Annotated in this window: 11 protein-coding genes; 2 read left to right on the forward strand and 9 right to left on the reverse strand. The window is 66.5% G+C overall.

Going from position 1 to position 11,980, the window contains the following annotated elements; all coding sequences use genetic code 11:
* The first annotated feature begins 32 nt into the window (after positions 1-32).
* A complete protein-coding gene (locus ACWF9G_RS00530; protein WP_452512566.1) occupies positions 33-4,679 on the forward strand; it encodes an amino acid adenylation domain-containing protein in 4,647 nt (1,548 codons plus the stop codon).
* 129 nt (positions 4,680-4,808) lie between these two features.
* Complete coding sequence (locus ACWF9G_RS00535) at positions 4,809-5,141, forward strand: VOC family protein (RefSeq protein ID WP_452512568.1); 333 nt, start codon at positions 4,809-4,811, stop codon at positions 5,139-5,141.
* Positions 5,142-5,161: 20 nt separating this feature from the next.
* On the opposite strand, the gene ACWF9G_RS00540 is transcribed toward ACWF9G_RS00535, so the two are convergent.
* From ACWF9G_RS00540 to ACWF9G_RS00580, 9 genes are all read right to left on the reverse strand, one after another.
* Positions 5,162-5,554 (reverse strand): type II toxin-antitoxin system VapC family toxin, encoded by a 393-nt coding sequence (locus ACWF9G_RS00540; RefSeq protein ID WP_452512570.1) that lies wholly within the window; start codon positions 5,552-5,554, stop codon positions 5,162-5,164.
* A complete protein-coding gene (locus tag ACWF9G_RS00545) occupies positions 5,551-5,814 on the reverse strand; it encodes a hypothetical protein (protein WP_379036365.1) in 264 nt (87 codons plus the stop codon). The genes ACWF9G_RS00540 and ACWF9G_RS00545 overlap by 4 nt, the downstream gene beginning before the upstream one ends.
* A 61-nt stretch (positions 5,815-5,875) precedes the next feature.
* Positions 5,876-6,109, reverse strand: a complete 234-nt coding sequence (locus ACWF9G_RS00550; protein WP_379308167.1) for a hypothetical protein — start codon at positions 6,107-6,109, stop codon at positions 5,876-5,878.
* Positions 6,109-6,888 (reverse strand): ESX secretion-associated protein EspG, encoded by a 780-nt coding sequence (locus tag ACWF9G_RS00555; protein WP_452512572.1) that lies wholly within the window; start codon positions 6,886-6,888, stop codon positions 6,109-6,111. Before ACWF9G_RS00555 ends, ACWF9G_RS00550 begins: the two co-directional genes overlap by 1 nt.
* 32 nt (positions 6,889-6,920) lie before the next feature.
* Positions 6,921-8,282, reverse strand: a complete 1,362-nt coding sequence (locus tag ACWF9G_RS00560) for a hypothetical protein (protein WP_452512574.1) — start codon at positions 8,280-8,282, stop codon at positions 6,921-6,923.
* Positions 8,282-8,656, reverse strand: a complete 375-nt coding sequence (locus ACWF9G_RS00565; RefSeq protein WP_452512576.1) for a hypothetical protein — start codon at positions 8,654-8,656, stop codon at positions 8,282-8,284. Before ACWF9G_RS00565 ends, ACWF9G_RS00560 begins: the two co-directional genes overlap by 1 nt.
* 34 nt (positions 8,657-8,690) lie before the next feature.
* Positions 8,691-9,254: a DUF3558 domain-containing protein gene (locus ACWF9G_RS00570; protein WP_452512577.1), complete on the reverse strand. Its 564-nt coding sequence runs from the start codon at positions 9,252-9,254 to the stop codon at positions 8,691-8,693.
* A gap of 316 nt (positions 9,255-9,570) precedes the next feature.
* Positions 9,571-10,809, reverse strand: a complete 1,239-nt coding sequence (locus ACWF9G_RS00575) for a hypothetical protein (protein WP_452512579.1) — start codon at positions 10,807-10,809, stop codon at positions 9,571-9,573.
* Positions 10,810-10,815: 6 nt separating this feature from the next.
* Positions 10,816-11,916 (reverse strand): hypothetical protein, encoded by a 1,101-nt coding sequence (locus ACWF9G_RS00580; protein ID WP_452512581.1) that lies wholly within the window; start codon positions 11,914-11,916, stop codon positions 10,816-10,818.
* Positions 11,917-11,980 lie beyond the last annotated feature (64 nt).

Here is an 11,980-nt window from a genome sequence, read left to right on the forward strand (position 1 = left end):
AGCACGATCAATCAGCTAGGAGAGGACGCAGCATGAGTGCGCCGCAGATCGAAGACGTACTCGCGCTGAGCCCGCTGCAGGAGGGGCTGTTCTCCCTGTCGCGGCTGACCGGGACCGAGATCGACCTGTACACGATGCAATTCGTGGTCGACATCGACGGCCCGCTCGACACCGACCTGCTGCGGCGCAGCGCTCAGGCGATGCTCGACCGGCATCCGAATCTGCGCGCCGCGTTCTGGGACACCGATGTGCCCAAGCCCGTGCAGATCATCCCGTCCCGTGCCGAACTGCCCTGGGCCGAGCGTGACGCGCGGACAACGGAATTCGACGCGATCGCCGAATCCGAGCGCCGGGTGCCGTTCGTGCTCAGCCGCGGCCCCGCGCTGCGGGTGCTGCTGCTGAACGTCACCGACGCGCCCGCACCGCGCAAGCGGATGATCCTCACCGCCCACCACATCCTGATGGACGGCTGGGCGGTCGCGGTGTTCTTCACCGAACTCCTCGCCGTCTACCGCGCGGGCGGCAGCCTCGACGGCCTGCCGGCCCCGCGCCCCTACCGCGACTACATCGGCTGGCTCGGCGCCCAGGACCACGACGCCGCCGCCCGCCGCTGGGCCGACTACCTCCAGCAGGTCAGCGCGCCTTTGGTACTCGCCGACGGCACCGGCGATCGCGGTTCCGCGGTGCCGCAGACCACGCGACTTCGCCTGTCCGCCACCGAGACCGAGCAGTTGCAGCGATGGGCGCGCGCCAACGGCATGACGCTCAATACCGCCGTCCAGTTCGCCTGGACGCTGCTGCTCGGCCGGATCACCGACCGGCGCGACGTCGTCTACGGCACCACCATCTCCGGCCGCCCCGAGAAGCTCGCCGGCGTCGAGGGCATGGTCGGCCTGTTCATCAATACCGTGCCCGTCGTGCACCGGCTCGACCCCGCCGAGCCGGTCGTCGCGCAATGCGCACGCCTGCAGCGTGATTCGTCCGCGATGCGTGACATCGGCTACCTCAGCCTGTCCACCCTGCAGCGCGCGGCCGGGCACGGCGCCCTGTTCGACACCCTGTTCGTCTTCGAGAACGCCCCGATCGACGACGCCATCCAGACGGTCACCGCCCCCGACGGCGCGCGGTTCCGGCCGATCGAGATGGAAAGCCTCGCCCACTACCCGCTCACCGTGGTCTCGCACCTGAGCGAGGGCGACCTGCTCGTCCTCGTCGAGGCGATCCCGGCCCTGCTCGGCCACCTCGACCCCGCCGATCTCGGCGCCCGCCTGGTCACCGTGCTGCGCACCCTGCCGCGGCTCGACGCCGAGGCCACCCCCGACACGATAGACCTGCTCACCGCCGACGAACATGCCGAACTGCGCTCGGCGGCAACCAATATCGCGCCCGCGCCGATCGCGACCCCCTGGGAGCTGTTCGCGCTACAGGTCACCGCGACGCCGGATGCGGTTGCGCTCACGACCACCGCGGGCGAGGTGTTCACCTACCGCGAGCTGCACGACCAGGCCTGCCGAATGGCGGGGGAGTTCGCCGCCCACGGTGTCGGCCCGGAAGCCGTTGTTGCCCTGATGCTCCCGCGCGGCACGGCGTCGATCGTCGCCATCCTGGCGACCTTCGCCGCGGGTGCGGCCTATGTACCCGTCGATATCTCGCTGCCTGCCGGCCGCATCGAATCGATTCTGCGCCAGTCGAACCCGGCTCTCGCGGTCGTCCTGGAGAAGGACCGTGCTCTGCTCGACGGTGCCGCCGACCAGCAGGCACTGGTTGTCGACGATCCCACCGTGGTGGACCGGATCGCCACCCGCCCCGCCGAGGCTCCCGCCGTGCGCCGCGAGCTCGAGCACAGTGCCTACATCATCTTCACCTCCGGCTCGACCGGCGAGCCGAAGGGCGTCGTCGGCACCAACGCCGCGCTGGCCGGATACTTCGCCGACCACCTCGAACGCTTCTACCGCCCCGCGATGGCGAAACTCGGCCGCCCGCTACGGGTCGCGCACGCCTGGTCGCTCGGGTTCGACGCGTCCTGGCAGCCGATGGTCGGCTTCTTCGCAGGCCAGGCCCTGCACCTGTTCGACGCCGAGGAGATGCGTGACGCGCACCGAATCGTCTCCGGCATGGCCGAATTCGGCATCGACATGATCGACACCACCCCGTCGATGCTGGCGCAGCTCGCGGCGGCCGGCCTGCTCGACCGTGAGCTGCCGGTGCTCGCCCTCGGCGGCGAGGCCATCGACACCGCACTGTGGGCACGACTGCGCGCCCTGCCCGGTACCGCGGTCTACAACTGCTACGGCCCCACCGAGACCACCGTCGAAGCCGTGGTCGCGCCGGTCGCCACCTCGGAGATCCCGACCATCGGCACCGCCAACGGCGGCATGGCCGGGTATGTCCTCGACTCGCGCCTGCGCCCGGTGCCGCCCGGCATCGTCGGCGAGCTCTACCTGTCCGGTGTGCAGCTGGCCCGCGGCTACCTCGGCAAGCCCGCCATCACCGCCGACCGTTTCTGCGCCGATCCGCACCGTCCCGGCGAGCGCATGTACCGCACCGGCGACCTCGTCCGCAGGCTGCCCGGCGGCCGCTTTGGCTACCTGGGCCGGGCCGACGCGCAGGTCAAGGTGCGCGGCTACCGCATCGAGGTCGGCGAGATCGAGACCGCGCTGCGCCGCTCCGCCGATATCGACACCGCCGCGGTGACCGTGGTGCGCCGCGCCGGTGGTGCGTCGCTGGTCGGCTTCGTCGTCGGCAAGACGGGCCGCGCGGTGGTCGTCAGCCGGGTCCGCGCCGATCTCGCACAGCGCCTGCCCGCGTACATGATTCCCGCCCGGATCGTGGTCCTCGACCAGCTTCCCGTGAACGTCAACGGCAAGCTCGACGGCCACGCGCTGCACGAGCTCGCCACGGAAACCCTCTCGGCCGCCGACGGCAACGCCGCCGCCGAGACCCCCACCGAGATCGCGCTGAGCGAGGTCTTCGCCGAGCTGTTCGACGGCCGCGCCCCCGGCGTCGACGCCGACTTCTACGAACTCGGCGTCGACAGCATCGTCGCGATCTCCCTGGTCAACAAGGCCCGCCGCCGCGGCATCGCGCTCAACCCGCGCATGGTGCTGGCCTGCCCCACCATTCGCGAACTCGCCGCCGCCGCGGACGACGGCCCCGCTGTCGCCGCCCAGTCCGGCGCCGACGCCTACGGTGTGGTGCCGCCGCTGCCGGTGGTCTCCTGGATGTACGAGTACGGCAACTACCGCCGCTTCACCCAGAGCGCGCTGCTGCGCCTGCCCGCCGGAATCGACCGTGCCGGACTGGAATCCACGCTCCAGGCACTTCTCGACGCGCACGACACCTTGCGCGCTGTCCTCACCGACACTCCCGACGGGCCGCGCATGGTCACCCGGGCGCCGGGTGTGGTGAACGCCGCCGATGTCGTGATCGAAGCGCCGGCCGGGCTCACCGGTGCCGAACTCGATTCGGCCATCACGAAATTCGCGCGCCTCGCGAACGACGCCATCGATCCGCGTGCGGGGGAGATGGTTCGTGCGGTGTGGTTCGCCGGTGGGGGCTTCGGTCCTGCCTCGGCGGTGAACGGAGACAGCGCTGCGGGCGCCGCCGCGGGTACTGGTTCAGACGCGGGCACCGGCGTCACCGGTGCCGACGCGGAGGTTGTCGCCCGTGACGGCGATGTGCTGCTGCTGTCGATCCACCATCTAGCGGTCGACGTGGTCTCCTGGCACATCATGATCGACGGCCTTGCCGCCGCGTGGCAGCAGGTCCAGGCGGGCGTCGCCCCGAAGATGCTGCCCGAGTTCACCTCCTACCGGCAGTGGTCGGAAGCCATGTGGCAGCGCGCCAGCGACCCGGAAGTGCTCGCCCAGCGCGACTATTGGGCCGCCCAGGTCAGTACCCCCGACGCCGCACTCGGCGCCCGGGTGCCCGCCCCGGCCACCGACACCTGGTCCACCCTGCGCGTCAGCTCGGTTGCCACCCCGGTCGCGGTGACCGAACGCCTCCTCAGCCGCGTCGGCAAGGACGAGGGCGTCCGCGAATTCCTGCTCACCGCCCTCACCATGACCATGGCCTCGATCCACGCCGGCAACGGAAACGATCCAGCCGCAGGCGCATTGATCGCCCTGGAAGGCCACGGCCGCGCCGACGCCGAACTCGGCACCGACACCGCCAACACCCTCGGCTGGTTCACCAGCGTGTTCCCTGTCCGCCTCGGCGTCGGCGAGCATGCGGTGGATGTCGCTCGCGCCCAAGCGGATCCGACCGCGGCCCGCTCGCTCCTCGCCAGTGTCTCGACCCACCTGCGCGAGATCCCCAACCAGGGCCTCGACTACGGCCTCCTCCGCTACGTCGACCGCGTCCCCGAACTGCGCGCCGCCGCCGAACCCCAGGTCGAGTTCAACTACCTGGGCCGCATCGACCTCGCGGGCACCGAAGGCGACCCATGGTCCCTCCTGGTCGGCGCCCACGACGAAGCCCTCCCACTCGACCCCGAACCCGACCTCCCCCTCCGCTACGCGGTAGACGTCATCGCGGGCATCGGCACCACCCCCGCCGGCCCCGCCCTGACCACCAACTTGCGCTGGAGCACCGCCCTGTTCACCGAAGTCCAAGCCGCACGCTTCGCCGAACTCTGGGCCGAGGCCATCGATACCCTCGCCGACGCTCTCGACAACTGAACGAACCTCCCGACGAACGCAGGTGGCCCAGGCTGCCTGCGTTCGTCGTTCCCGATGGCTACCCTGGTCTCCGGAACATCAACGATCTCCGCCCGACACAGTCCCGCTGTCTTTCGGAAGGAACCCCAGATGAGTCCCACCATCGGCGCCGTCGTCATCCCGGTCTCCGACCTGGAATCCGCCAAGAAGATCTACACCGCCCTCTACGGCGAACCCCACACCGACCAGCCCTACTACGTCGGCTACAACGTCAACGGCTTCGAGATCAGCCTCAACCCCCACGGCGACGGTGCGGCAGGCCCGGTAGCGATGACCGACGTCGACGACCTCGACGCCACCCACGCCGCCCTCCTCGCCGCAGGCGCCATCGAACAATCCGCCCCCCGTACCGTGGCCCCTGACACCCGCATCTGCGTTCTCACCGACACCGACGGCAACTCCTTCGGCCTACGCGGGAAATAGCGGCTGGCCACCCTGGTCGTTCAAATCTTTACGACGCGGACTCCGGGCCCGCAGAGCACACGCAGGTCCTCGGGGTCGGAGGTCAGCAGCACGACAGGGCCCGAGGCTGACAATGCGGTTGCTGCCACGATTGCATCGAGCGCGTACTTGTGCCCGTGTAATCCATGTGCAGCGAGCAGTTTGCTCGCGTGGCGGGCGATCGCCTCAGTCGGTGGGAGGAGATTCACCCGCGAGACCGCAAAGTCGAACCGGGCCTGTGGGGTTTTCGGGTTGCGGGCTTCGACCAGGGTGACCGTGCTCGCGACTACCCGACTGTCTTCCGCTTCGGCAGCCGCCAACCATTCGGTCAGTGTCGACGTGCGCTGAACGAGCTGGGACAGTCCTTCGCAATCGAGAACCAGGCTGCCGCTCACGCAGCGCCGATTGCATCGTCGCGCAGCAGTGCGCGCTTGGCGTCGACCGCCGCACGGTCTACCGGACCGTGTTCGGCCTCAGCGTCCTCGATGAGCTCGCGAAGACGATCGCGTTCGAGCTGGCGTTGGATAAGGGCTTCGACGTATGCGGACATGCCGCGCTTACCGGTGCGAGCTTTCAGCGCCGCGATGGTGCCTTCGTGGAGCGAGACCGAGACGGGGCGTACAGGGCCTTCGCCGGGGAGCGGGGATGATGCCATGACCCATATTAACAAACTAATTGTTATCCGTGTCGGTTCGTTCAGCCCGAACCGTGCTGACCTATGACTGCTGCGAACCGAACCGGATCCACGCCCCGGAGGTCCGGTGGGCATGGATCGCCTTTCCGGCGACCCGCGCGGCGAGCCCGCCCACCGCACCGTCCGGCACGCTGACCGCGTAATCGGCGGTCCGGATCATGACCGCCTGGTCGAACCGATGATCCACACCGGCGTACTCGTAGACGGCCTCGTCCTCGGTCTCCGAACGCAGCCGGAAGACCAGGTAGATGGCCATCAAGTCGTCCGGGACAGCCGGTCGGTGAACATCGCGATGTGTTTGGCGAGCCGATGCGTCAGTTCGGCGGGTGGGCCGGGGATGACGGTGAAGTTGTCGGCGCCGTGGTGCTGGATCAGATAGCGGCCGTCGTCCGGGTAGTCCAGCCAGAGGAAGGCTTTGCCATCGGCGGTCGGCCGCGAATCCACCTGGTAGCCGGGGTAGACGGTGATCTCACCGGTGCTGATGCGGGGACGGCGGAAGAACCGCTGTGTCTGTTCGACGGGGGACAGGCGGGTGGGGTGCCTGGCGTATGTGGCGGCGTCGAGATCGCTGCGGCGTCCCTGGAAGCGCGGCGTCGTTCCGCCTTGGGCGGGCGGGAGTTTCGTGACGATCTCGGCGGCGAGGTCGGCCAGCGGCACGATGCTCACCGTGAGGTCGCCGCCTTGTTCGCGGGTGGGGCCGGGAGCCTGGACCGCCAATGCCGCATGGTCTTCGATGATCCCGGCGAACACGCGCACGACCTCGGTCTGACCGGGCCCGTGCAAGCCCTCGATCTCGACGCGCACCTGAGGTTCGAGCAGCGCACCGAACACCTTGTGCAGACCCTCGTCGTAGACCTGTTGCAGCCGTTGTCCGGCGGCCTGGCGACGCTCATTGTGGATCTCGATGGTTTCCGCGAACTCGGGCTGGAAGGTCAGCGGGTAGGGCAGCCGGTCCCGGCCGTGGGCTTCGAGTCCGATGGCGAACGCGTGCGGGTCGAGCACCCAGCGGCCGACGGGCACTTGCCTGGGCTGCATCGTTTCGCCATCCGATAGTGCTTGGTTCCAGTTCACGCGCCGATCACCCCGCCCGGCGGAAGTGTCGGCGGCAGCTGCCCGATGAGCTCGCTCTCCCGATCCTGGATGAGGTAATCGGGAGTGGTGTGCTCGTTCTCGTCGTCTTTGCCGTTGGCGCCACGTCCGCCGCCCATCATGCCGGGCATCCCGCTCATGCCACGCGCACCCGCGGCACCGCCCGCCGCCGCACGGGCACCCGCCGCCGCCGGGTTCGCGCCGACCGGTGAACCCGCCACGCTGCGACCCGCGCCGGGTGCTGTCGGTCCCCCGGCGATCCCGCCGCCGGGGGAGCCGGAACCAGGGGAACCACCACCGGTTCCGGCGGGCTTGTCACCCGTCGGCTGGCCGGTCCCGGTAGGCGTCGTGGCGGCCGGGTTGGTCGCCGTCGGGTCGGTGCTGCTGGGTTCGGTCGAGTCGTCGTCGGAGCTGTCGTCCTGATCGTCGCCGGAGTCGGTGGTCTGCGGCGTCGTGGCGCTCGGATCCTCCTGGGTGGCAGCGGGATTCGTCGTTCCGGGCGTCCCGCCGTTGCCGTTGGCGCCGTTGTTGGTGTTCCCACCGCCGCCGTTGTTGTTGCCGCCACCGTTGCCGTCGTCATTGGTGCCGCCGAGATTGTTCACGGGCTGTGGCAGGACCGGAGTCTGACTGTCGACGGTGATCGAACCGGGCTGGTACGTGCCGATCATGAAGAGCCGGGCGTCTTCCTGCGCCTCGGTGGCGCGATGCTTCGCAGCCTTGACCACGCCGTTGCCGGGAATGTGGCTGATGAACTCGTCGAAATCAGACACGTTCTCCGGTTTCGGAATCGCGATCTTCGCCTGTCCGAGGAGGCCTTCCATGTGATCGATGCCATTGGCGACCATCTGGAACGCTGTGGGCAGCTTGGTGGCGTCGGCGGTGTAGCTCTTGATCGCATCGATCGCCGCGTTCCCCGATGCGCCCGACCATTTCTCGGACAGCACCCGCTCGAAACTCGTCCGGTAGGTGTTGACCGCGGTTTCGGTTCCTGTCGTGAGCCGCCGCCAGCCGTCCGCACTGGCATTCACTTCCGTTGCGACGACACCGGACACACCGTCCGGGCCGTTGAGCGCTTCCCAGATCTTCTGGTGCGGCCAGGTGCTGAAGGGCTCAGGGGCGGTCACCGCCGGTTTGTCCATCGTCAGACCGGAATTGGCGCTCAACCGCGACCACTCATCACTGATGACGGTTCGATCGCCCTCCCACTTCTCTCTGCCGTCTTGATCAAGGCGGCTGAATTCGTCGGCTCGGTCGTAGTTGTCCATGACCTTGAAAACGCCGAGTGTGCCCACATGGCCCAGGAACTCACCGAAGTTGCCGGCCGCATCCCAGAATCCCATCAGATGCCAGCCCCCGTCGCACCGAGGTCACCCGCGGTCTGCTGGTCGACTCCTTGCAGTTTGCCGATGGCGGCGAGGAAGGTGTCGCGTTGGTCGCGGGCGACTGAAATATGCTGCTCCAAGCGCTTTACTGCCGAATCGTCGGCGATAGCTTTGGCCTCGATCTTCTTCTGAATCGCGACTGCGGAGGGCAAGCCACCCCAGCCGGTCAGTCGATCGAGCTTGCTTGCGACGAGCTTCTGCGCTTCGAGGTCCATCACGTACTGGTTCGCGACGTCGGCGATGGCTTGGCCGAGGCCCTCCTCGATCCTGAATTCCCCACTGACCGCCTGCTGCTTCATGGTGCGCCAGTAAGCGGCGTGATCTTGAGTCATCTGTAACCCTCCCCGTGTCTACTTCGGCCCGTGTCTACTTCGGCAGGTGTGGCTCGAGCGCTGTCGCGTACTTCTCCGCCATTTCACACAGGTCACCGGCTCGAGGTCCCTCGGTACTCAGCCATGCTGTGGTCACTTCGAACATGCCCTGTTCGGCTTCGAACGACACATAGCAGATATCGGGAGTGCTGTTCTCCTTTGAGACCAGCCCGGGGCGAGCGTTGACGAGGGTCTCCCGGATGACGGTGACGCCGTCCTTCTTCTTGGCCTCGTCAAGCGTATGGCTAGTCGAGCCGACGCCGATCATGCGACGGCCCGAGCCGTACCGATCGTCAGTGGGCGCCCAGTCACAGATTCGCCATGCGGATACTCCGGACGGTGGATCGGTCGTGATCAGCTTCGTTGCCGGGTCCAACCCAGCACTTCGCAGCATCTCATCCGACAGCGCCCCACGACATGGATTGAACACCTCGATGGTGCTCCGATCCTTGGATGCCGTCGGCGACCCCGCCCCTTCGGTCGATTCCCCGCACCCGACCAGCGCCACCACCGAAACCACACCGCAGGCCACAGCCCGCATCACCACAACGCTTCGCACAGCACTCCTACCTGGTCGACACGGCAGCCACCCGCCACTACCAAACTTAGACGCACCCCACCCCCGATCGGTTCCCCAGTCCTCGGCGGACTGGTCTCTCACCGCGCAGAGCAGTCATGATGAGTGAGTGAGTGAGTGAGGCGAGACGATCTGATCCAGCTGGTGCCGAAGAACGGTCTCAACCGATTGATCCGCGACGAGGTACTCGCCGACGCCGAGGTCATCTATGCCGCCGCGTAGGCGGATAACTGCCTGCCTGCACCCAACCCTCCCGGCCCGATAGCGGCATATCGCCCCGACGGTAATGCCCGGGTTGCTAACGGTCGAATGTTCCTTCCATCGGCCAGATCCCGGTCGTCCGGTGTCGCATCTCCGCCCAGGCTGCCACGTCGCTCGAGATGCTGTCTGTCGGGTTGTAGCTGAGCGGATTCTTGGTGATCTTGACCTGCTGGGTGGTCATTCGCTCACCAGGTTGGTCCAACCGGACAACCTCGACGCGGTAGCTGATGCTTCGTGAGTCTTCCGCCGCTCGTTGCAGGTGGATTCGCCGGAGCGGGGGGTAGACCTGATATCCGGCCACCCGTTCACCGGCCTCGATCGCCGCATCGAACTGTTCGCCGATCATCGTCGACGGCAGGCTCGCATGAGCCGTCACCGCACCGGTCCTCTTGTTGAGCACGTAGTGCCCGAGCCCCAGCCCGGCGCCCTGCGAGATTTCTTCATCCGTCAAGATCGCCTGGGCGACCCACCCATGTTTGCATTCCATCACCCGAAATTCCCGGCCACGCTCGAACACGTTCTCCAACAGCGCTTGTGCTTCTTCTCGCGACGTCACGGGCGCACGCTGCAGTCGGGGATCCGATGCTGCTGATATTGAATCGTTCACTTCTGCCAGCCACGGAGCAACCGGAGGCTGTTGCGGGTCCCGGCCCTCCAACACGCAGAGATAGTCCCCTTTGTGGCCGGTCGGATTCAGCCGAGTCACGCGACTCGGAGCGAGGTTTGCCGCCGATACGAGTTCGCGGACATGGGGCTCATCGCTCCCGTAGGTGCCGGTCACCATCACGTACACGGGCTGACGGTCCGGTGGTGCGAACAGTCCCAGCAAGGCGTCGGTTCGCAGACCGAGAAGCAGGTAGGTTCCGCCCTTGGGATGGTGGCTGAAAACCCTGGAAAGCCGTGATTGAAATTCATCCACTGTGATTTCTATCCGTGCGGCGGGCGATATACTCAGGAACCGGGGGAGTTCGCTATCAGGTACCGATGTGGCAGCAAGCTCTGGCCACGGTCTCACCGCATCCATTCGGCGCACGACTTTCGAAAGAAAATTTCGTAGTTCCTTGTCAGTGTGTCGCGTAGGGATGGGCGTCGGGAAGGGCTCGTTGAACAGTACTCCGCGGGCGATGGCGTCATACTCCTGTGGCGGAGTCAGGTTCCTGCACGGGTTGTGCACCAGCGCGCGAGTGATCCAATCGACAACCTCGTCGCTCAGTTCTCGCTCGAACTGTATTCGGTAGTAGATCGCGCCGACAACTTCATCCCAATTCTTGTTCACCGGTCGCTACGCCCGGTCCGACGGCGAGTGGTACTCGATCCGGAGGTCGTCGACGTGAACGCCCTGTCGAGCGAGGCTGTCGACCACCTGCTCGGTGAACCGTCGCGCCGGGCGGTAATGGCTGCTCTGGTCGCTGATCAGCCGAACCTGCCCCTCCCTGACATCGATCTCGCCTGCGCCGGCGGCCGGTTCGCCCGCCAGGAAACTCGAGTGATGGAATTCGCCGAGCACGTGGTGTGGCGAGCTATAGAGATCGCCGTTGCTGTCCATCACGAAAATTGCTCGCCCACCACCGGGTGACCACAAGGTGTGGGCATTGCTCGTATCGAGCAGTTGCCCTCGAGCGTCGTAGAGCAAGCCGTCGTGGATGGTGAGACGATACGATTCTCGTTCTTCAGGAGTCAGGTACGCGACTTGACTCCCACCCCACACGGGATTTCCGGGTGTGTGCTCGCCGCGAAAATTGTCTTGAATCGGAGTCGTCGCATACTCTTCGGTGAACTGTTCCAGGTCTTCCGGGGTAAGGCGGGTGACCGTTCCGGGATCGATTCGTGTGACGGACAACAACTCATCGATGACGACATCCGGTTCGGGGTCGTGTGTCGCATCGACGAGAACGATATCGTCGCTGTCGTCCCAGAACGGAGTGAACATGCCGATAACTCTGCCGGACCTCATCTTCAAGGGGATGAAGATTCCGTATTCGGTTCCCCAATAGAATCCACGGGATATCCGGGCCTGGATATCGTCGACAGGTGCCGAGATGCGTGCGATCGGCGTGGCATTCTTGAAACTCGAGATGCTGTCTTTGGGCAATCGAAGATAAGGCAACGTCGGCCATGGACGCATATCGTCCAAGCGCGCAACCACTCGACCCAAGAATTCCCGCAGTTCTGCCGGGTCCTGAGGCATCTGCACGAGTGTTGGAAGAGGCGCCCCCGCCGCGAGGCCGTCGGAGAGTGCCTGGTACTGCTCCTCCGGGGTCAGCGTGGCAAGCGGCTCTGTCACGAGCGAGTACGCGATCCTGCCGACGACATGGTCGTCGAGCTCCTTCTCGAACTGCGCGGAGTACAGGATCGCATTCACGACAGGCCGCCAGTAGCTCACATCGTTCCCCTTCATTCTGGTGGTGCCTCGAACCGGACTTGCCTGGGTGTAATCGGGATGCCCA

This window comes from Nocardia sp. NPDC055029, assembly GCF_053608525.1.